Source organism: Paracoccus zeaxanthinifaciens ATCC 21588, assembly GCF_000420145.1.
Lineage (GTDB): Bacteria > Pseudomonadota > Alphaproteobacteria > Rhodobacterales > Rhodobacteraceae > Paracoccus > Paracoccus zeaxanthinifaciens.
This window is the reverse complement of the sequence record NZ_ATUJ01000005.1, coordinates 143,760-163,995: the sequence shown is the minus strand read 5'-3', so window position 1 is coordinate 163,995 and position 20,236 is coordinate 143,760. Positions and strand designations below refer to the sequence as shown.

Annotated in this window: 17 protein-coding genes; 6 read left to right on the top strand and 11 right to left on the bottom strand. The window is 69.2% G+C overall.

What is annotated here, in order from left to right; all coding sequences use genetic code 11:
- Positions 1-118 precede the first annotated feature (118 nt).
- Positions 119-1,615, top strand: a complete 1,497-nt coding sequence (locus tag F804_RS0107090; RefSeq protein ID WP_022707052.1) for a VOC family protein — start codon at positions 119-121, stop codon at positions 1,613-1,615.
- Between the two features lie 36 nt (positions 1,616-1,651).
- Here F804_RS0107090 and F804_RS15895 read toward each other — a convergent pair whose 3' ends face one another.
- From F804_RS15895 to F804_RS0107070, 4 genes are all read right to left on the bottom strand, one after another.
- Positions 1,652-2,395, bottom strand: a complete 744-nt coding sequence (locus F804_RS15895) for a VOC family protein (protein ID WP_022707051.1) — start codon at positions 2,393-2,395, stop codon at positions 1,652-1,654.
- A complete protein-coding gene (locus F804_RS0107080; protein ID WP_051142320.1) occupies positions 2,388-2,798 on the bottom strand; it encodes a DoxX family protein in 411 nt (136 codons plus the stop codon). Before F804_RS0107080 ends, F804_RS15895 begins: the two co-directional genes overlap by 8 nt.
- A gap of 100 nt (positions 2,799-2,898) precedes the next feature.
- Positions 2,899-3,801, bottom strand: a complete 903-nt coding sequence (locus F804_RS15890; RefSeq protein WP_022707049.1) for a LysR family transcriptional regulator — start codon at positions 3,799-3,801, stop codon at positions 2,899-2,901.
- Positions 3,802-3,825: 24 nt separating this feature from the next.
- Positions 3,826-4,764 (bottom strand): ring-cleaving dioxygenase, encoded by a 939-nt coding sequence (locus F804_RS0107070; RefSeq protein WP_245540329.1) that lies wholly within the window; start codon positions 4,762-4,764, stop codon positions 3,826-3,828.
- 116 nt (positions 4,765-4,880) lie between these two features.
- On the opposite strand from F804_RS0107070, the gene F804_RS15885 reads away from it, so the two are divergent.
- On the top strand, positions 4,881-5,822 hold the full coding sequence (locus tag F804_RS15885) for a LysR family transcriptional regulator (RefSeq protein ID WP_022707047.1): 942 nt from the start codon (positions 4,881-4,883) through the stop codon (positions 5,820-5,822).
- Here F804_RS15885 and F804_RS0107060 read toward each other — a convergent pair.
- Entirely contained in the window at positions 5,801-7,396 is a 1,596-nt protein-coding gene (locus F804_RS0107060) for an alpha-glucosidase (protein ID WP_028725734.1), read from the bottom strand. The two genes, F804_RS15885 and F804_RS0107060, sit on opposite strands and share 22 nt — an antisense overlap.
- A 169-nt stretch (positions 7,397-7,565) precedes the next feature.
- On the opposite strand from F804_RS0107060, the gene glgB reads away from it, so the two are divergent.
- Genes glgB through glgX form a run of 4 tightly spaced genes read left to right on the top strand, consistent with a single transcriptional unit; the run spans position 7,566 to position 14,527 of the window.
- The gene (gene glgB, locus F804_RS0107055) at positions 7,566-9,719 is read left to right on the top strand and encodes a 1,4-alpha-glucan branching protein GlgB (protein WP_245540328.1); all 2,154 of its coding nucleotides are present in this window, start codon (positions 7,566-7,568) and stop codon (positions 9,717-9,719) included.
- 37 nt (positions 9,720-9,756) lie between these two features.
- On the top strand, positions 9,757-11,016 hold the full coding sequence (glgC, locus tag F804_RS0107050; RefSeq protein WP_084686509.1) for a glucose-1-phosphate adenylyltransferase: 1,260 nt from the start codon (positions 9,757-9,759) through the stop codon (positions 11,014-11,016).
- Entirely contained in the window at positions 11,013-12,446 is a 1,434-nt protein-coding gene (gene glgA, locus F804_RS0107045) for a glycogen synthase GlgA (protein WP_022707043.1), read from the top strand. Before glgC ends, glgA begins: the two co-directional genes overlap by 4 nt.
- Complete coding sequence (gene glgX / locus F804_RS0107040) at positions 12,443-14,527, top strand: glycogen debranching protein GlgX (protein WP_022707042.1); 2,085 nt, start codon at positions 12,443-12,445, stop codon at positions 14,525-14,527. The genes glgA and glgX overlap by 4 nt, the downstream gene beginning before the upstream one ends.
- Here the strand turns inward: glgX and F804_RS0107035 are convergent.
- The 6 genes from F804_RS0107035 to F804_RS0107010 form a co-directional block, all read right to left on the bottom strand.
- Positions 14,524-15,258, bottom strand: coding sequence for an ABC transporter permease (locus F804_RS0107035; protein WP_022707041.1), 735 nt, complete (start codon positions 15,256-15,258; stop codon positions 14,524-14,526). The two genes, glgX and F804_RS0107035, sit on opposite strands and share 4 nt — an antisense overlap.
- Positions 15,255-16,172: an ABC transporter ATP-binding protein gene (locus F804_RS0107030; RefSeq protein ID WP_022707040.1), complete on the bottom strand. Its 918-nt coding sequence runs from the start codon at positions 16,170-16,172 to the stop codon at positions 15,255-15,257. Before F804_RS0107030 ends, F804_RS0107035 begins: the two co-directional genes overlap by 4 nt.
- On the bottom strand, positions 16,169-17,311 hold the full coding sequence (locus tag F804_RS0107025) for an ABC transporter permease (RefSeq protein ID WP_022707039.1): 1,143 nt from the start codon (positions 17,309-17,311) through the stop codon (positions 16,169-16,171). The genes F804_RS0107030 and F804_RS0107025 overlap by 4 nt, the downstream gene beginning before the upstream one ends.
- Positions 17,308-18,219, bottom strand: a complete 912-nt coding sequence (gene osmF / locus F804_RS0107020) for a glycine betaine ABC transporter substrate-binding protein OsmF (RefSeq protein ID WP_022707038.1) — start codon at positions 18,217-18,219, stop codon at positions 17,308-17,310. The genes F804_RS0107025 and osmF overlap by 4 nt, the downstream gene beginning before the upstream one ends.
- Before the next feature lie 123 nt (positions 18,220-18,342).
- Positions 18,343-19,659, bottom strand: a complete 1,317-nt coding sequence (locus tag F804_RS0107015; protein WP_022707037.1) for a TRAP transporter large permease — start codon at positions 19,657-19,659, stop codon at positions 18,343-18,345.
- The gene (locus tag F804_RS0107010; RefSeq protein ID WP_022707036.1) at positions 19,659-20,225 is read right to left on the bottom strand and encodes a TRAP transporter small permease subunit; all 567 of its coding nucleotides are present in this window, start codon (positions 20,223-20,225) and stop codon (positions 19,659-19,661) included. Before F804_RS0107010 ends, F804_RS0107015 begins: the two co-directional genes overlap by 1 nt.
- Positions 20,226-20,236 lie beyond the last annotated feature (11 nt).

Sequence of the window (20,236 nt, the reverse complement as noted above, 5' to 3'; positions counted from 1 at the left end):
CGAATCGCATGCGGGACAAGCGCCAGGGCGTTCGGCCTGCGCGAACGCCGGGTTGCGTATGCGTTCAGTGGCGGGGAACGACCCGCGCTGGCACATTCGCGGGGAAAGGAGGTCCGCGATGACGACAGGACTTCACCACATCACCGCCATCACGCGCGACGTGCAGGCGAATGTCGATTTCTGGATGGGCTTTCTGGGGCTGGCGCTGGTCAAGCAGACCGCTGGCTTCGAGGATGCCCGCCAGCTGCACCTGTTCTATGGCGACGCGGCGGGATCGCCCGGCACGCTTGTCAGCTTCCTCGTCTGGCAGGACGGGTCGGCGGGGCGCGTGGGCCATGGCCAGCCGACCGAGATCGCGCTGGCCATCCCGCGCCGGCGCATCGGCGACTGGCTGACCCGCGCCATGCAGCGCGGCATCCGCATCGAGGGGCCGCTGCACGAGTTCGGCGACCCCGTCCTGCGGCTGCGCGATCCCGACGGGATCACGGTCAGGCTGGTGGGCACGGATGCGCCCGATGCGGGCTGGCCCGCGCCGCCCGCGCGCATCTTCGGCGCGACGATCTGGTCCGAGGATGCCGATGCCACCATCGACTGGCTGGCCCCCGCCGGGTTCCGCCCCGTCGGTCGCGAAGGCGCCGTGACGCGCCTTGCCGCCGATGCGGGGGTCCTGGACATCCGCGATACGCGGGGCTTCGTGGCGGGTATTCCCGGTACGGGCGTCATCGACCACGTCGCCCTGCGCGTGCCCGACGCGGCGGCGCTGGACGCCCATGCCGCAAGGCTGGGCGGGACCACGATGCACGACCGGCGCTATTTCAGTTCGGCCTATGTCCGCGAACCGGGGGGCGCGCTGATCGAGTTCGCGACCGACGGTCCCGGCATGACCGTGGACGAGCCTGCCGACGCGCTTGGCCGGACCCTGATGGTCCCGCCGCATGTCACCGACGACCTGCAGCTTCGGCTGCAACTGCCGCAATTCGCCCGCCCGGGCGACAGGAGGATTCCCATGCGCGACCTGCCCTTCGTCCACCGCATCCATCGGCCCGACGATCCCGATGGCAGCACCATCGTCCTGCTGCACGGCACCGGCGGGTCCGAGACCGACCTGATGCCGCTGGCCCATCGCATCGCCCCCCGCGCAACGCTGCTGGGCCTGCGCGGGCGTTCCACCGACGAGGGCGTGACCCGGTTCTTTCGCCGCCTGTCGATGGCGCGGTTCGACCAGGACGACATCCGCGCCGAGGCCCGCGCCTTCGCCGCATTCTGGGATGGCGCGATCCGGGCCTATGACCTGGATCCGGCGCGCATGACGGTGCTGGGCTACAGCAACGGCGCGAATTTCGCGGGCGCGGTGATGGCGTTGCATCCGGGGCTGATCCACCGGGCCGTGCTGATCCGTCCCATGCTGGCGCTGGAGGATCCGCCCGCGACCGACCTGTCGGGCAGCCGCGTCCTGACCCTGCAGGGGGCGCGCGACCCCTATGGCACCCACGCGTCCGCGCTGAACGAATGGCTGGCCGCCAACGGTGCCGACCTTCGGGCCGAGGTTCTGGATGCGGGCCACGAGATCACGCAGGCGGACCTGGATCTTGCGACCGATTGGCTGCCCGGTTGACGCAAAGGGCCCCGGCATCGCTGCCGGGGCCCGTCTTCATTCGCCGCTGAAGCGCGTGCCCCAGGGGTCCTGCGCATCGATGGCGACGCCATTCAGTACGATCCTTTCCAGCCCCGCCATCCGCGCATCGCGCGGACCGGCCCCGGCGCTGTTCCAGGTATTGACGGCCAGGTGGTGGTGATAGCCGTCCCAGCCGAACCATTCGCCGCCACCCGCCGCGAAGGTCCGTGTCAGGCCCAGGTCGCCGGTCATGAACCCCGCCGCCGCCGGAAGATCGCCGACCTGCAGGTGCACATGGCCCACGACCGTGCCGCGCGGGACGCCGACCCAGTCGCCATGGGCCGCGCGTGCAAGATCGGTCAGGTCCAGCCTGCGGGTGAACATCTCGACCCGGTCGCCATCGCGGATCCACTCGGCAGCCGGCCTGTCGCGATAGATCTCGATCCCGTTGCCCTCGGGGTCGTTCAGATAGATCGCCTCGGAGACGCCATGATCAGATGCCCCCGTCAGCTGCAGCCCCGACCGCGCGGCATGGGTCCCCCATGCGCCCAGATCGGCCCGGTCCGGCAGCAGGATCGCGGTGTGGAACAGGCCCGCCGCCTGCGGATCGCGCGGGGTGGCCGCGGGGTCGTCGATCAGCTCGACCAGGACGCTGCTGCCATCCCCGAACCGGCCCGCCCCCATAGGGTGCAGGCCGATCGCATCGCGATAGAACGCGCCGACCGTTCCGGCATCGCGCACCCGCAGGACGACGCGGGCGATGCCGCGCCGATCAGTCATGGCCGATGGCGGGCTTGCCCGCGCCGATCATGGCCTGGACCAGTAGCGCGACGGTCCAGAAGGCGGGGTATTCCCAGCCGCCGCCCTCGTTGCTGAACATGAAGCCCGCATGCGCATGGCCGAAGAACAGCGCGCCCAGCATCACGGGCACCAGCGCCAGCGACACCAGCCGCACCTGCCAGCCGACGATCAGGGCGATCCCGCCCAGCAGCTCGGCGGCGATGGTCAGATAGGCCAGCCCCCCCGGCAGCCCGAGCGAGGCGAAATAGCCCGCCGTGCCCGCGGGCGTGAAGACGGTCAGCTTCACCCAGCCATGGGCGAAGAACAGGATGCCCATCGCCACGCGCAGGATCAGCGCGGCTGTTTCGGGGGCGTGAAGGCGGGAATTCAGGGTCGCAAGCATCATAAACCTCGTGCGGGTGGTCATCATCGAGGCGAAGATCGCATGTTGCGGCGGCGGCGATAATCCGGTCTTTTGGAAGATGATTGCTTCCGTTTCGGAATCAATCGGCCCAGCCGTGACCCGGCCCCCACCGGTCCTGAAGGAACCGGATCAGCAGGCGCAGCCGCGACGGGATGTGCCGCCCCTGCGCCGCCAGCGCCATGACCGGCGACTGCCCCTGATGGAAATCGCCCAGCACCTGCACCAGCCTGCCGTCCCGAAGATGCGGCGCCGCGATGAAATCCGGCACGCGGGTGATGCCCAGCCCTGCGATCGCCGCCGTGACGCAGGCCTCGGCATTCGAGAACCGCAGCCGGCCCGTCGCGCGGATGGTGACCGCATCGCCCCCCTCGCCGAAGGTCCAGTCGTCGGGGCGGACGAAGTTCATGTCGGTGATGAAGTCGTGCCCCTCCAGCGCGTCGGGCGTGCGGGGCGTCCCGCGCGCGTCCAGATAGGCGGGCGAGGCGACGGCGCCGACGGTCATCACGCCCAGGGGGTGGGCGACCATCGCACTGTCGCGTGGCTGGCCCACGCGGATCGCCGCGTCGAAGCCGCCCTCGGCCAGGCTGACGATGCTGTCGGTGAAATCCACGTCCAGGCGGATCGCGGGATGGGCGCGCGCGAAATCGGCCAGCGCGGGCATCAGCTGCACGGTGCCGAAGGTCAGGGGCGCGGTCAGCCGCAACAGGCCGCGCGGCTGGCCGTCATTGCTGCGCAGCCGGTCGTCCAGCTCGGTCATCTGGTCGAGGATGGCGGCGATGCGCGGCAGGTATTCCTCGCCCTCGGGGGTCAGGCTGACGGCGCGGGTGGTGCGGATCAGCAGGCGCACGCCCAGCCGCGCCTCGAGCGCCGAGACCAGCTTCGATGCCTGCCCCGCCGAACAGCCGAGACGCGCCGCGGCAGCCGAGAAGCTGCCGCGGCGCGCGACCTCGACGAACATGCGGTCGGCGCTCAGCCGGTCCATGGCCGTCCCCGGGGGGCGTGCAGGTCAGGCAAGGGGCTTCAGCCCGGCCTCGATCCGGTCGCGCTTGCCTTCCAGGAAGGGCGGCAGCGACAGGGCCTCGCCCATCGTCTCGTGGGGTTCGTCCACGTCGAAGCCCGGGCCGTCGGTCGCCAGCTCGAACAGGTTGCCGCCCGGTTCACGGAAATAGAGCGAGCGGAAGTAGAAGCGCTCGACCTCGCCGGAATTGGGGACGCGGAAGCGGCCGACGCGCTGCGTCCACTCGGTCAGCGCGGCCTGGTCGGGCACGCGGAAGGCGACGTGGTGGACACCGCCCGCGCCCTGGCGCGCCTGCGGCAGTTCGGGCTGGACCGCGACATGCAGTTCGGACGCGGCGCCGCCCTCGCCCATCTCGAAGACATGGACATGGCCGCTGCCGTCGGGGCTGGCATAGTCGCGCACCTTGCGCATGTTCATCACCTGCGTCAGCACCGCCTCGGTCGGGCCAAGGTCGTGGACCGAGATGGTGATCGGCCCCAGCCCGTGGATCTGGTGTTCCGCCGGAACCGGGCTGCGGTCCCAGGGCTGGCCCGCGGGGTGGGGTGCCGCGACCAGGCGCAGGCGCTGACCCTCGGGGTCCTCGGTGTCCAGCGTGGGGCGACCGTCCAGCGTGACGATGCTGCCGCCCAGCCGGTCGGCCCAGTAATCCAGGCTGGATTCGGCGACGCGCATCCCGGTGCGGGTGATCGCGTTGGTGCCGCGCCGTTCGGGCGGGGCGGGCCAGTCGAAGAAGGTGATGTCGGTACCGGGGCTGCCCGCCCCGTCCGCGAAGAACAGGTGATAGGCCGAGGTGTCGTCCTGGTTCACCGTCTTCTTGACCCGCCGCAACCCGAGCGTCTGGGTATAGAAGCGGTTGTTGCCGGGGGCGTCGGCGGTGATCGCCGTCAGGTGGTGGATGCCGGTCAGCTGCATGATGCGTGATCCCATTGTCCGAATGCGTTGCGGTGCAATATGCACGCTTTCGTCCGTTCCCGGCAGGCGTCGCGCAGGAAACGCCGCGTTCGCCGTTGCCGAACGGCACCGCCCGGGTGCATGGTCGGACGATGGATTGGGACCTGTCGGACATACGCACCTTCCTGGCCGTGATGGATGCGGGCACCATCTCGGGGGCGGCGGCGCGTGCCGACCTGTCGAAATCCGTCGTCAGCAAGCGGATCAGCGATTTCGAAACGGCCATCGGTGCCGCGCTGTTCACGCGCCATGCGGGCCGGATCACGCCGACCGATGCCGCGCTGGACCTGTCCGAGCGGTTGCGCCCCGCGCTGGCCGAACTGGTGGCCGCGACCGAAAGCATCGCCGCCCCCGAGACCGAGCTGCGCGGCCGCCTGGCCATCGCCGCCCCCATGAGCTTCGGCATCCGCCATCTGGGCCCGGTGATCGCGGGCTTCGCCCGTGCCCATCCGGGGCTGGAGATCGTGCTGGATTACGACGACCGCCACGTGGACCTGCGCGGCGCGGGCTTCGACCTGGGGCTGCGGATCGGGCATCTGAAGGACAGCAGCCTGATGGCGCGCAGGCTGTGCCACGATCCGCGCCTTCTGGTCGCCAGCCCCGATTATCTTGCGCAATACGGCCCCGTCACCCACCCCGAGGATCTGTCGGGGCACGGGGTCATCAGCTATCTCAACGCGCGGCTGGGGGACATCTGGCCCTTCGCGGGCGTGCCCGCCCCCGCCCACGGTCGCATCACCGCCAATAACGGCGAGGCGATGCGCGACATGGCGATCGGCGGGCTGGGTCTTGCGCTGCTGCCGCTGTTCATCTGCCACGACGCGGTGCGCGACGGGCGGCTGGTGCCGGTGCTGGCGCAGCTGGAACAGGACCCGCTGCCGATCAGCGTGGTCTGGCCGCCGGTCCGCCCGATGCCGCGCAAGACGCGGGCCTTCATCGACCACATCGCCCGCGCCTTTGCCGAGGACCCGCCCTGGCAGCGCGATCTTGCGCTGCCGGGGCTGGCCGGGGATCAGGCGCGCAGCGCGACCTGACCGGGCAGCCAGGCAAAGCCGTTGCCCGGCAGGTGCAGCTCGTCGCCCTTGCGGCTGGCATCCGAGGGGCCGACCGGGTCCGAGACCGCGCCGCGCAGGATCGCGGGTTCGGGCGACAGGTTGAACACGCAGGTCAGCGCGTCATCGCCCTCGCCGCGGGCGAAGGCCAGGATCGGCTCGGGCAGGTCGAGGAACCGCGTCGCCCCGAAGCGCAGCGCATCCTGCGCCTTGCGATGGCCGATGATCGCGCGATAGGCCGCCAGCGGGCCGTCGTTGCCCTGCGCATCCACCGCCCGCGCGGCCTGCGCGTCCTTGACCGGCAGCCAGGGCGCCACCTCCGAGAAGCCCGCATTCGCGGCCCCGGCCTCCCATGTCATGGGGGTGCGGCAGCCGTCGCGGCCCTTTACCTCGGGCCAGAAGCGCAGGGCGGGGGGATCGGTCAGTTCCTCGTAGACCAGCGTGGTCTCGGACTGGCCCAGTTCCTCGCCCTGATAGATGCAGATCGTGCCGGGGAAGGACATCAGCATCGCGGCCGACAGCGCGGCCATGCGGTCCTGGTCGACGGCGTGACCCGCCCAACGCGTGACGTGGCGCACGACATCGTGGTTCGAGAAGCTCCAGCAGCTGTGGCCGTCGGGCGCGCCCTGCTGGACCCCCTCGATCACGTTGCGGAAATGCGCCGCGGTGAATTCGGGGCTGAGCATCTCGAAGCTGTAGCACATGTGCAGCCGGTCGCTGCCCGCGGTGTATTCCGACATGATCCGGATCGAGGTCTCGCCGCCGTCGCCGACCTCGCCCACCATCATGCGGTCGGGATATTCGTCCGTCAGCGCGCGCATCCGTTTCAGGAAGGGGATGTTCTGCGGCTGGTTCTTGGAATGGACATGCAGCTGGCGCGGATAGGTTTCCGGCCCGTCGTAATCGGGATTGGGCGGGTTGTCGCGAAGCTGCGCGTCGTGGAAATAGTAGTTGACCGTGTCCAGCCGGAACCCGTCCACGCCGCGTTCCAGCCAGAAGCGCATCGTGTCCAGCAACGCGTCCTGCACGGCGGGGTTCCACATGTTCAGATCGGGCTGTTCGGCCAGGAAGTTGTGCAGGTAGTACTGCCGCCGCTGCGGCTCCCACTCCCACGCGGGGCCACCGAAGACCGAGGGCCAGTTGTTCGGGGGCGTGCCGTCCGGGTTCGGGTCGGCCCAGACATACCAGTCGGCCTTGGGTCCGCTGCGGGACCGGCGGCTTTCGGCGAACCAGGGGTGCTTGTCGCTGGAATGGCTGATGACCTGGTCGATGATGACCTTCAGCCCGAGGTCATGCGCGCGGGCGACCATCGCGTCGAAATCGGCCAGGTCCCCGAACAGCGGGTCGATATCGGTATAGTCCGAGACGTCGTAGCCCATGTCCTTCTGCGGCGAGGTGAAGATCGGCGACAGCCAGATCGCGTCCACCCCAAGCGATGCCACGTGGTCCAGCCTGCGGGTGATGCCCGCAAGATCGCCGATGCCATCGCCGTTTCCGTCCTGAAAGCTGCGGGGATAGATCTGGTAGATCACCGCGTCGCGCCACCATTCCGTCATCGTCGTCACCTCTCTGGTGTCTGGGATTCCCCCGAAGTCATGCATGACTCTGGCAGGATCGAAAAGGACACATTAGCGTTGGGTGAAAGGCCGGGCGGCGAATCCGCACCGGACAGCGAAAGGACGGGCAGCGATGGCAGATCCGATGGCAGCGACCGAATGGCCGAGCATGGCCGATATCGATGCCCTTGCCGCCGCATGCTGCGATCGCCCCTTCGACGTGCTGGGTCCGCATATGACGCAGGCGGGCCGGATGCTGGCCGTTTTCCATCCCGATCTTGCATCGCTGCGCGCGGTGATGGCCGATGGCGGCGCGGTCGATCTGCCGCGCGTCGCGGGCGATGTCTTCGCGGGTCCGGTCCCCGACGGCCCCTATCGGCTGCGGGCCACCAGCGGGGGCGGCGTCGAATGGGAGTTCGAGGACCCCTATCGCTTCGGGCCGATGCTGGGCGATCTGGACCTGCACCTGCTGGCCGAGGGGACGCATCGGCGGCTGTGGCACGCCCTGGGCGCGCATGTGGTCACGCATGAAGGCGTGCGCGGCACGCGCTTTGCGGTCTGGGCGCCCAATGCGCGCCGGGTCTCGGTCGTGGGGCAGTTCAACCGGTGGGACGGGCGCCGCCATCCCATGCGCCGCCTGGGCCAGGGCATATGGGAGATCTTCCTGCCCGACCTGACCGAGGGAGAGCTGTACAAGTATGAGATCCTGGACGCGCGCGGCGCCGTGCGCCAGAAGGCCGACCCCGTGGGCTTCGGCAGCCAGCACCCGCCCGAGAAAGCCAGCATCGTCCGCGACCTGTCGGGCTTCGGCTGGAAGGACGGCGACTGGATGCGCGACCGCGCGGCAGCCCATGACCGCCGCGCCCCCGTCAGCATCTACGAGGTGCACCTGGGCAGCTGGCGCAGGCGGTGGGACGATCACGGCAGGCCGCTGTCCTACAAGGAGCTGGCCCGCGACCTGGTCGGATATGCCAGGGACATGGGCTTCACCCACCTGGAGCTGCTGCCCGTCAGCGAGTTTCCCTTCGACGGGTCCTGGGGCTATCAGCCCGTGGGCCTCTATGCGCCGACGATCCGCTTCGGGCCGCCGCATGAATTCCGCGACCTGGTCGAGGCCGCGCACCAGGCGGGGCTGGGGGTCATCCTCGACTGGGTGCCGGGGCATTTCCCGACCGACGCGCACGGGCTGGCGCAGTTCGACGGCACCGCGCTCTATGAACATGCCGACCCGCGCGAGGGGTTCCACCAGGACTGGAACACGCTGATCTACAACTATGGCCGGACCGAGGTGCAGAACTTCCTGATCGCCAACGCGATCTACTGGCTGGACGAATACCACGTGGACGGGCTGCGCGTGGATGCGGTCGCCTCGATGCTCTATCGCGACTATTCGCGCCGGGACGGGGAATGGGTGCCCAACCGCGACGGCGGCCGCGAGAATTACGAGGCGATCGACTTCCTGAAGAACATGAACGTCGCCGCCTATGGCGAACATCCCGGCATCATGACCGTGGCCGAGGAAAGCACGTCCTTCCCGCAGGTCTCGGCGCCGGTCGATGCGGGGGGCCTGGGCTTCGGGTTCAAGTGGAACATGGGCTGGATGAACGACACGCTGCGCTACATGGCGCATGATCCGGTCCATCGCAGCCATCACCACCACCTGATGACCTTCGGGCTGCATTATGCCTTCTCGGAGAACTTCATCCTGCCGATCAGCCATGACGAGGTGGTCCACGGCAAGGGCAGCATGCTGCGCAAGATGCCGGGCGACGAATGGCAGCAATTCGCGAACCTGCGCGCCTATTACGGCTTCATGTGGGGCCATCCGGGCAAGAAGCTGCTGTTCATGGGCTGCGAATGGGGCCAGCCCGAGGAATGGAACCACGATGGCGAGCTGAACTGGCACGCCGCCGAACAGCCGATGCACCGGGGCGTGCAGGCGCTGGTGCGGGATCTGAACGCGCTCTATCGCGCACAGCCGTCGCTGCACGTGGCCGACGCCGTCCCGGAGGGGTTCCGCTGGATCGCCAACGATCCCGCGCAATCGGTGATGGCATGGGCGCGCTTCGGCGATGCGGGCGATCCGCCGGTGGTGGTCGTGTCCAACATGACGCCCGTGCCGCGCCACGATTTCCGCATCGGGGTGCCCCGCGGGGGCCGCTGGCACGAGGTTCTGAATACCGACGCCGCCGCCTATGGCGGCAGCGGTGCCGGCAACATGGGCGGGACCGGGGCAGACGACATTCCGTGCCACGGCATGGATGCGTCGATCTCGATCACGCTGCCGCCGCTTGCCACGATCTTCTTCGTGGCGGGCGATTGACCGTCGCCCGTCCGGGCGACATTGGGGGAGGAACGACATGGCCGAGAACCAGAGACTTGCACGCAGATCGATGGCATTCGTCCTGGCGGGGGGACGGGGCAGCCGGCTGAAGGAACTGACGGACAGGCGCGTGAAGCCCGCCGTCTATTTCGGGGGCAAGGCGCGCATCATCGACTTCGCCCTGTCGAACGCGATGAACAGCGGCATCCGCAAGATCGCGGTCGCCACCCAGTACAAGGCCCACAGCCTGATCCGCCACTGCCAGCGGGGCTGGAACTTCTTCCGCGCCGAACGGAACGAGTTCCTAGACATCCTGCCCGCCAGCCAGCGCATGTCCGAACAGCACTGGTATCGCGGCACCGCCGACGCGGTGACCCAGAACATCGACATCGTGGACGATTACGGCGTCGACTACATCGTGATCCTTGCGGGCGACCACATCTACAAGATGGATTACGAGATCATGCTGCGAGAGCATGTGGACAGCGGCGCAGACGTCACCGTCGGCTGCCTGACCGTCCCGAGAGAGGAGGCGAGCGCCTTCGGCGTCATGGATGTCGATGCGACGGGGCGCATCGTGTCCTTTCTGGAAAAGCCAGCCGATCCGCCCGGGATGCCCGACGATCCGACCAAGTCGCTGGCCTCGATGGGGATCTATGTCTTCAACTGGAAATTCCTGCGCGACCTGCTGCTGAAGGACGCCGAGGACACGTCGTCCAGCCATGATTTCGGCCATGACCTGATCCCCGACCTCGTGCGCAACGGCAAAGCGATGGCGCATCGCTTCGACACGTCCTGCGTCAGGGATGCGGACGCGCCCGCCTATTGGAAGGACGTGGGCACCGTGGACGCCTTCTGGCGCGCGAATATCGACCTGACCGACTTCACGCCCGAGCTGAACCTCTGGGACAACGAGTGGCCGATCTGGACCTATTCCGAGGTCGTGCCCCCCGCCAAGTTCATCCATGACGAGAAGGACCGTCGCGGCATCGCGGTGTCGTCGATGGTGTCGGGCGGCTGCATCATTTCCGGGACCGAGATCCGCAACTCGGTCCTGTTCACGGGGGTCAGGACCAACAGCTATGCCATCCTGGAGAACGCGGTCGTGCTGCCCTCGGTCACGGTGCATCGCAGCGCGCGCCTGCGCAACGTGGTGATCGACCGCGGCGTCGTCATCCCCGAGGGGCTGGTCGTGGGCGAGGATCCGAAGGACGACGCCGAATGGTTCCGCGTCAGCGAGAAGGGCGTGACCTTGATCACGCAGGAGATGCTGGACAAGCGGGCGGCATCGCTGTGATGCGCGTCCTGTCGGTCGCCTCGGAATGCGCGCCGCTGGTCAAGACGGGCGGGCTTGCCGACGTGGTGGGCGCGCTGCCTGCCGCGCTGGCGGGGCAGGGGGTGCAGATGCGGGTGCTGCTGCCGGGCTATCCGGCAGTGACGGGCGCGCTGGCCGATGCGCGGGCGGTGCTGTCGATCGACGACCTGTTCGGCGGTCCCGCGCGGGTGCTGGCGGGCATGGCCGCGGGGCTGGACCTGCTGGTCGTCGATGCGCCCCACCTGTTCCAGCGTCCGGGCAGCCCCTATCTGGGGCCGGACGGGCGCGACTGGCCGGACAATCCCGAACGCTTTGCCGCGCTGTCATGGGTCGCGGCGCAGATCGCGGCCGACGGGGCCGAGGGCTGGCACCCGCAGGTGCTGCACGGGCACGACTGGCAGGCGGGCTTCATGGTCGAATACCTGCGCCGGATGGACGCGCCGCAGGTCCGCACGGTCATGACGATCCACAACATCGCCTTCAGCGGGCCCGCCGACCCGATGCGGCTGGATTCGCTGCGCCTGGACCCCGCGCGTTTCCACAGCGAGGGGTACGAGTACTGGGGCCGGATCTCGGCGCTGAAGGCCGGGCTGATCGGGGCGGACGTGCTGACGACCGTGTCCCCGACCTATGCCGAAGAGCTGACGACGCCCGAATTCGGCATGGGCATGGACGGGCTGATCCGCCACCGCCGGGCCGATCTGCGGGGCATCCTGAACGGCATCGACACCAACGCCTGGAACCCCGCGACCGATCCGGCCATCGCGCCCTATTCGACGGCTACGGGCAAGCCCGCGAACCGCACAGCCCTGCGCGCCGAGATGGGCCTGCCGGACTCCGACGGCCCGCTTTGCGTCATCGTGTCCCGCATGACCGACCAGAAGGGGCTGGACCTGGTGCTCGAGGCCCTGCCGGCGCTGCGGGCCATCGGGGGGCAGCTGGCCCTGCTGGGATCGGGCGATCCCGCGCTGGAATCCGCGTTCCGCGACCTGGCGGCGCATGATCCCGACGTGGCGATCCGCATCGGCTATGACGAGGCGCTGTCGCACCGGATGATGGCGGGGGGCGACGCGATCCTCGTGCCGTCGCGGTTCGAGCCCTGCGGCCTGACCCAGATGTATGCCCTGCGATACGGCACGGTGCCCGTGGTGGCGCTGACCGGCGGGCTGGCCGATACGGTCATCAACGCGTCGCCCGCCGCGCTGGCGGTCCGGGCGGCGACGGGGATCCAGTTCGCGCCGGTCACGGCGGATGCGCTGTCGGGGGCGCTGATGCGGCTGGGCGCGTTGTGGCGGCAGAAGAAGGTCTGGGCCCGCATCCAGCGCAATGCTATGGCCCAGCCCGTCGGCTGGGAGGAATCCGCGCGCGCCTATGCCGCGCTCTATGCAGAACTGGGTGCCACGACCGGATGAGCAGGGATTACGCGACGATCACCGCCGGGCGTCCGACGCCCCTGGGGGCCACATTCGACGGGGCGGGGGTCAATTTCGCCGTCTTCAGCCAGCATGGCGAACGCGTGGCGCTGTGCCTTTTCGACAAGCGCGGCCGCGAGACCCGCATCGACCTGCCCGAGCGGGAGGGCCATGTCTGGCACGGCTACATCCCCGGGCTGCGGCCCGGGCAGCGATACGGCTTCCGTGTCCACGGCCCCTGGCGCCCGCAGGATGGCCACCGCTTCAACGCCAACAAGCTGCTGATCGACCCCTATGCCAAGCAGCTGACGGGCAGCCCGCGCCCGCATGACGCGCTCTGCGCCTATCGCGTGGGGCATCGCGACGCGGACCTGTCCTTCGACCGGCGCGACAGCGCGCAATACATGCCGAAATCTGTCGTGGTCGATCCCAGCTTCGCCTGGGGCGAGGACTGCGCGCCCGGTCACAGCTGGTCCGATACCCTGATCTACGAGGCCCATGTGAAGGGCCTGACCGCCGCACGCGAGGATGTGCCCCTGCGCGGCACCTACCTGGCGATGGCCTCGGACCCGGTGCTGGAGCATCTGAACCGCCTGGGTGTCACCGCGATCGAGCTGCTGCCCGTCCATGCCTTCAACGACGACCGTTTCCTTCTGGAAAAGGGGCTACGGAACTACTGGGGCTACATGTCCCACGGCTTCTTCGCCCCGGAGCCGCGCTACATGCAGTCGAACGACATTGCGGAGTTCCAGCAGATGGTCGCGCGGTTCCACAAGGCGGGCATCGAGGTGATCCTGGACGTGGTCTACAACCACACCGCCGAGGGGAACCAGATGGGGCCGACCCTGTCCTTCCGCGGGCTGGACAACGCGTCCTATTACCGGCTGGCCGAGGATCCGCGTTACTATGTGGACGATGCGGGCACGGGCAACGTGCTGGACCTGGACAATCCCTTTGCGCTGCGGCTGGTCATGGACAGCCTGCGATACTGGGTCGAGGTCATGCATGTGGACGGGTTCCGCTTCGATCTGTGCAGCGTGCTGGGCCGCACGCGCGGCGCCTTCGACCGCGACGGGCCGTTCTTCCGCGCGATCCGTCAGGATCCGGTCCTGAACCGCGTCAAGCTGATCGCCGAGCCGTGGGACGTGGGGCCGGGGGGCTATCAGCTGGGGGCCTATCCCGCGCCGTTCACGGAATGGAACGACAGGTATCGCGACCAGATCCGCGCCTTCTGGCGGGGCGATCAGGGCATGATCGGCAAGCTGGCCAAGCGGATCGCGGGATCGGCGGTGCGCTTCGACCATGACGGGCGGCCCGCGACCTCCTCGATCAACTTCGTGTCGGCGCATGACGGCTTCACGCTGATGGACACCGTCAGCTACGACCAGAAGCACAACGATGCCAATGGCGAGGATAATCGCGACGGGCACAATCACAACATCTCGGACAACATGGGGGTCGAGGGGCCGACGGACGACCCCGAGATCCGCGCGCGGCGCGACCGCAGGCGGCGCAACCTGATCGCGACGCTGCTGCTGTCCCAAGGAACGCCGATGATCCTGGGCGGGGACGAGCTGGGCAATTCGCAGGGCGGCAACAACAACGCCTATGCGCAGGACAACCCCATCGGCTGGATCGACTGGGAGGGTGCGGACCCGGTGTTCCTGGCCTTCGTGCAGCGCGTCGCGGCCTTCCGGCGGGCGCATCCGATCCTGCGGCAGAAGCGGTTCCTGCACAGCCGGCCGCGCGAACAGGACGGGCTGCCCGACCTGTTCTGGCGTCGTGCCGACGGGCATCCGATGACGCATGACGACTGGTCCGACCCCGATCTGCGCCTGCTGACCGCCGAGATGCGCATGGCCTCGGGGACGCCCGGTTACGCGGCGCTGCCGGGCGCGGTCTTCCTGGTGTTCAACAACGGCCCCGAGGCCCGCGTCCGCCTGCCGGTGACCGCGCGGCGCGGCGCGTGGCGGCGGCAGCTGGACAGCGCGGCCATCCACGACATCGACCGGCCCGCCTCGGACCTGGAGGTGATCGCCGCCGAAAGCATCGTGGCCTTCACCCTCCAGCCCCGGGACTAGGCGCGGCCCGCGCGGCTGGCGGCAAGCCGTTCGACCGCCTGGAAGCCCGCATGGATCAGGACCGCCATGACGCCCACCACCGCGCCGCCCTGCAGCACGAAGGCTGTGTTCGAGGACAGCAGGCCCGCGATGATCACCTCGCCCAGAGTGCGGGCGGCGACGGTCGATCCGATCGTCGCGGTGCCAAGCGAAATGACCGCCGTCAGCCGCATGCCGGTCAGGATGACGGGCAGGGCCAGCGGCAGCTCGACCTGCCACAGGCGCTGGCGCGGGGTCAGGCCCATGCCGCGCGCGGCTTCGGTCACGCTGCGGGGCAGGCCGGTCAGGCCCGCCAGCGCGTTCTCGAACACGGGCAGCAACCCGTAGAGGAACAGCGCGATCAGCGTCGGACCCGCGCCGAAGCCCATGATCGGCACGGCAAGCGCCAGCACCGCGACGGGCGGAAAGGTCTGGCCGACCGCCGTGATCGTGCGGGCCAGCGGCAGGAACTCGCGGCCCGCGGGGCGGGTGACGGCGATGGCCAGCGCCAGCGCCACCACGGTCGAGACCGCGACGGCAGCGGCCACCAGCGCCAGGTGCGATAGCGTCAGCGACAGGATCGGCGTCTGGGTATAGATCGCGGGCGCGCCGTTGCGGGTGAAGGGCGCGAAGACCGGCGCGAAGCTGGCGGGGCTGGCCAGGAAGGCCAGCAGCGCCGCAGTCGCCACCGCAAGGATCGCGCGGCCCGTCATTCCGCCGCCGCCCCGCGGATCGCGTCCAGCGTGACGATGCCGCCGCCCGCGACGGGCAGGGCCTCGCGCCCCGAGGTCAGGCATTCCGACAGCGCATCGCGCAGGGTGGCGTCGGTGGCGATGGGGGTGCCCGAAGCCTCGCCCGGGCGGCGCAGATCGGCCACGGGGGTCAGCGACAGCAGCTGGAAGGCGCGCTGGCCGCTGCCGGTCAGGTCGCGCACGAAAGGCGTCGCGGGGGCGGTCAGGATCTGCGCGGGCGTGTCGTACTGGACCAGCCGTCCCGCATCCATCACGGCGATGCGGTCGCCGAGGGTGATCGCCTCGTCCATGTCATGGGTGACCAGGACCAGCGTCGTGCCCAAGCGGCGCTGGATCTGGCGCAGATCCGCCTGCGCCTTGGCGCGGATCACCGGATCCAGCGCGCCGAAGGGTTCGTCCATCAGCAGCAGGTCGGGCTTGGCGGCAAGGGCGCGGGCCACGCCCACGCGCTGCTGCTGGCCGCCCGACAGCTGCGACGGCATGCGGTCGCGGAAATCGGCGGGCTCCATCCCGAACAGGCCCAGCAACTCGTCCACGCGGACGCGGATGCGGGCCTTGTCCCATCCCAGCAGGCGCGGCACGGTGGCGATGTTCTGCGCCACGCTGCGATGCGGGAACAGGCCGTGCCCCTGGATGGCATAGCCGATGCGGCGGCGCAGCAGGTGGGCGGGCATGTCGCGGCTGTCCTGCCCGTCGATCAGCACGCGACCCGCGCTCGGCTCGACCAGGCGGTTGATCATGCGCAGCAGCGTGGTCTTGCCCGACCCCGAGGTGCCGACAAGCGCCGCGATCTGGTTGCGTTCCACGGTCAGGGACACGTCCTGCACCGCGGGCTTGCCGTCGAAGCTGCGCGAAAGGTTCTCGATTCGGATCATGCGGCCCCCTTGTGGCTTGCCTCGACGGTCAGGTCCATCGCGATGCCCGCGACCAGTGCCAGCGAGATGGTGGGCAGCGCGCCCAGCAGCACGAGGTCCATCGCGGTCTGGTTCAGCCCCTGGAAGACGAAGGTGCCGAAGCCGCCCCCGCCGATCAGCCCCGCGATCACCGCAAGGCCGATATTCTGGACCAGCACGATGCGGATGGCGGCCAGCAGCACGGGCAGGGCCAGCGGGACCAGCACGCGGGTCATCACCTGCGGGCGGGTCATGCCCAGCCCGCGCGCGGCCTCGGTCGCGGCGGGGTCGACCGCGCTCAGCCCGGTCAGGGTGTTCGCCACGACAGGCAGCAACGAATAGAGAAACAGCGCGACCAGCGCCGGAAAGATGCCGATCCCCGATACGCCCGCTGCGGCGGCGGCGGGCCATGTGGCGGCGATCCAGCCGAAGATCGGGATCATGATGCCGAACAGCGCCAGCGACGGGATGGTCTGCATCACGTTCAGCGCCGACAGGACCGGCCCGCGCCATGCCGCGCGCTGGTGGATCGCGACGCCCACGGGCAGCCCGGCCAGCAGGGCCAGCGCCAGCGATCCGAAGGCCAGGACCAGGTGCGAAGACGCCTCTCGCAGGAACATGTCCTGCCGCGCGGCGTATTCGCGCATGACCGAGATCCCGTCCAGCATCCCCGAGGACAGCACCCCCGCGACGGCGGCGATGGCCGCGCCCAGCAGCAGCCAACGCAGCGCCAGCGGCGGGCGCAGGCGCGTCAGCGCATCCGCCGTCATCAGCGACAGGGCCAGCATCATCAGCCAGAAGCCCGAAGCGGGGGCGACCCGCGCCAGCGTGTCGTCGGGCGGCGTCAGCGCGGTCGCGGCCCCGCCAAGCGCCGACACGGTCGCGCCCAGCCCCAAGACGGCTGCGCCCAGCCGCAGCCAGGGCGCTCGCAGGATCAGCCCCGCCGCCAGCGCCGCCGCGATCACGACCGTCGCGACCCAGCCAAGGGGCAGGGCGGCAGGCAGGGCCAGCCCCTCGCCCGCGACGATGCGGTTGGCCTTGAACTGCACCAGCGGCAGGGCCAGCCCGGCCCCGCCGATCACAGCGAACAGGATGCCCGGTCGGTCGATCCGCGGGATCATCCCGCGATGAAGCCCTGCGCCGTCAGATAGTCGCGCGCGACCGTGGCTGCCGGCTCTCCTCCGATCTGGATGCGGCCGTTCAGCTCCTGCAGGGTTTCCAGATCGAGCGAGCGGAAGATCGGCTCGAGCACGGTCCCGATCTCGGGATAGGCGGTCAGGACCTCGGTGCGGACGATGGGGGCGGGCTGATAGACGGGCTGCACGCCCTTGTCGTCCTCCATAACGACCAGCCCTGCCGGGGCGATCCCGCCATCGGTGCCATAGACCATGGCCGCGTTCACCCCCGATGTCTGCTGTGCTGCGGCGGCGATGGTGGCGGCGGTGTCGCCGCCCGACAGCTGCACCAGTTGGTCGGGGCGCATCTGGAAGTCATAGGTCGTCTGGAAGGCGGGCAGCGCCGCGGCCGAGGTCACGAACTCGGTCGAGGCGGCCAGCTTGACGTTGCCGCCCGCCGCGATCCATTCGCCGAAGCCGCTCATGGTGGTCAGGTCGTTTTCATCCGCCACGTCCTGCCGCAGGGCGATGGCCCAGGTGTTGTTCGCGGGCGAGGGGGTCAGCCAGGTGATGTCGTTCTGTTCCAGGTCCAGCTGGGCCACGCGGTCATAGCCCGCCTGCGCGTCCTTCCAGACCTCGCTGTCGGCCTCATTGAAGAAGAAGGCGCCGTTCGCGGTGTATTCCGGGTAGATGTCCACCTGCCCCGAGGTGATCGCGTCGCGCAGGATGGGCGTGCCGCCCAGCTGCAGGCGGTCCTGCACGGGCATGCCCGCCTCGGACAGGGCCAGCAGGATCATGTTGCCCAGAAGCCCCCCTTCGGTGTCGATCTTGGACGAGACGCGGATGTCCTGCGCGGCAGAGGCGCCTGCAAGCATCATGAGGGCGGCGGCGAATGCGGTCGTGCGTGCGGGCATGGGGGTGGTCCTTGTCGCGCGTGGGTCCGGGGGTGAATTCATGTTCCAAGCCCCGACCGTCGTCGCGGGTTCCCCCGGGCGCAACGAAAAAGGGCCGGGGTGTTGCACCCCGGCCCCGAAGGCTCAGTAGACCGCGATCTGCGGGAAGAGGATCAGCAGCGCGACCGCGATGATCTGAAGCCCGATGAAGGGCAGCAGCGCGCGGAAGATCTCTCCCAACGAGATGTCGGGCGGCGTGACCGATTTCAGGTAGAACGCGGCGGGCCCGAAGGGCGGCGACAGGAAGCTGACCTGCATGTTCATCGCGAACAGCACCCCGAACCAGACGGGGTCGTAGCCCAGCTCGACCACGATGGGCACGAAGATCGGCATGGTCAGCAGCGCGATCCCCACCCAGTCGAGGAACATGCCCAGCACGAACAGGATCGCCATCATGAACAGGATGATGATCGTGGGGTTGTCGCTGATCCCGGTGATCAGGTCCGACACGAAGTTGATCCCGCCCATCAGGTTGAAGACGCCGACCAGCGCGGATGCCCCGATGCCGATCCACACGATCATGCCGACGGTCTGCAGCGTCTGCATGGCCGCGCCCCTCAGCAGGCCCCAGCTGAATTCGCCGCGCAGGATGGTGGACAGCAGCACGCCCGCCACGCCGACTGCGCTGGCCTCGGTCACCGATGCGATCCCGCCATAGATCGAGCCCAGCACCATCACGACCACCAGGATCGGCAGGAACAGGCCCTTGAGCAGGCGGATCTTCTCGGACGTGGGGACGGGGTCGGTGACGGCGGGGGGCACGGCGCCCGGCGTCAGGAAGGCCCGCGCCAGCACATAGCCCACATACAGCAGCGCCAGCATGAAGCCCGGCACGAAGGCCGCCGTGAACAGCTCGCCGATCGAGACGTTGGCCGTCAGGCCATAGATGATCAGCACGATCGAGGGCGGCACCATGGTCCCCAGGCTGCCGCCCGCGCAGACGACGCCGATGGCCAGCTTGCGGTCATAGCCCTGCGCCAGCATCTGCGGCAGCGCGATCAGGCCAAGCAGCACGACCTCTCCGCCGATGATGCCGGACATGGCGGCCAGGATCACGGCCACGAAGATCGTCTGGACGGCCACGCCGCCGCGGATGCGGCCGCCGATCAGGCGCATGGCCTCGAACAGGTCGCGCGCGATGCCGCTGCGATCCAGGATCGCGGCCATCAGCACGAACATCGGCACCGACACGAAGACGAAGCTGCTGACGAAGGAATAGACGCGGCTGGTGATCAGCGGGACCACCATCGGCCCGAACCAGCCCAGGGCGAAGACCAGCGTGACCAGCAGCGTGACGAAGGCCAGCGGGATGCCCGTGACCAGAAGACCCAGCAGCATCGCGAACAGGACCAGCGTCCCCGTCTCGATGCCCATGGATGAAAGCGAACCGAAGAACTCCATCAGCGGGCCCCCTTGGTGCCGCGCGCATAGTTCACGGTCAGGATCAGGAATTGGACGGCCATCACGCCAAGCGCCAGCATCAGCAGCACCTTGAGCATGCCCGGAAATGCCGGGTTCCACGCGCTGCCCGAGGTTTCCAGATGGAAGCTGCCATCGGGGCGCCATGCGGCGCGCTGGACCATCTGCCAGGCGGCCCATGCGAAGGCTGCGGATGCGACCGCGCAGACGGCCGAGATCAGGATGTCCGCCACGCGGCGGGCGGCGGGCGGCAGCAGGTCGTAGACCAGCACCACGCGGATGTGGCGGTCGCGTGCCGTGCACAGGATGCCGCCATAGACGAAGGAGATCGCGCAGAGGAACACGGTCGTCTCGTGGGCCCAGATCGTCGGGCGCCCGAAGACGTAGCGCAGCACGACCTCCTGGATCAGGATCAGCATGGCCACCACCAGGCCCATCGCGGGCAGCAGCGCCAGCCGGTCGATCCAGCGGCCCAGACGGCCCGCCTGCGGAATTGCCACATGTTCCTCGACCGGTGCCGCGTCGGGCACGGTGTCATGTTCGGCCATCAGAAGAATCC

Coding starts and splice junctions, on each gene's coding strand:
- F804_RS0107035 (WP_022707041.1), bottom strand. CDS start 15,258: ATGACGGGCCGCGCGATCCTTGCGGTGGCGACTGCGGCGCTGCTGGCC.
- F804_RS0107030 (WP_022707040.1), bottom strand. CDS start 16,172: ATGATCCGAATCGAGAACCTTTCGCGCAGCTTCGACGGCAAGCCCGCG.
- F804_RS15895 (WP_022707051.1), bottom strand. CDS start 2,395: ATGACTGATCGGCGCGGCATCGCCCGCGTCGTCCTGCGGGTGCGCGAT.
- glgX (WP_022707042.1), top strand. CDS start 12,443: ATGAGCAGGGATTACGCGACGATCACCGCCGGGCGTCCGACGCCCCTG.
- F804_RS0107010 (WP_022707036.1), bottom strand. CDS start 20,225: ATGGCCGAACATGACACCGTGCCCGACGCGGCACCGGTCGAGGAACAT.
- F804_RS0107060 (WP_028725734.1), bottom strand. CDS start 7,396: ATGACGGAATGGTGGCGCGACGCGGTGATCTACCAGATCTATCCCCGC.
- F804_RS0107070 (WP_245540329.1), bottom strand. CDS start 4,764: ATGGGATCACGCATCATGCAGCTGACCGGCATCCACCACCTGACGGCG.
- F804_RS15885 (WP_022707047.1), top strand. CDS start 4,881: ATGGATTGGGACCTGTCGGACATACGCACCTTCCTGGCCGTGATGGAT.
- F804_RS0107080 (WP_051142320.1), bottom strand. CDS start 2,798: ATGCTTGCGACCCTGAATTCCCGCCTTCACGCCCCCGAAACAGCCGCG.
- F804_RS0107025 (WP_022707039.1), bottom strand. CDS start 17,311: ATGATCCCGCGGATCGACCGACCGGGCATCCTGTTCGCTGTGATCGGC.
- F804_RS0107015 (WP_022707037.1), bottom strand. CDS start 19,659: ATGGAGTTCTTCGGTTCGCTTTCATCCATGGGCATCGAGACGGGGACG.
- glgC (WP_084686509.1), top strand. CDS start 9,757: ATGGCCGAGAACCAGAGACTTGCACGCAGATCGATGGCATTCGTCCTG.
- F804_RS15890 (WP_022707049.1), bottom strand. CDS start 3,801: ATGGACCGGCTGAGCGCCGACCGCATGTTCGTCGAGGTCGCGCGCCGC.
- osmF (WP_022707038.1), bottom strand. CDS start 18,219: ATGCCCGCACGCACGACCGCATTCGCCGCCGCCCTCATGATGCTTGCA.
- glgB (WP_245540328.1), top strand. CDS start 7,566: ATGGCCGATATCGATGCCCTTGCCGCCGCATGCTGCGATCGCCCCTTC.
- F804_RS0107090 (WP_022707052.1), top strand. CDS start 119: ATGACGACAGGACTTCACCACATCACCGCCATCACGCGCGACGTGCAG.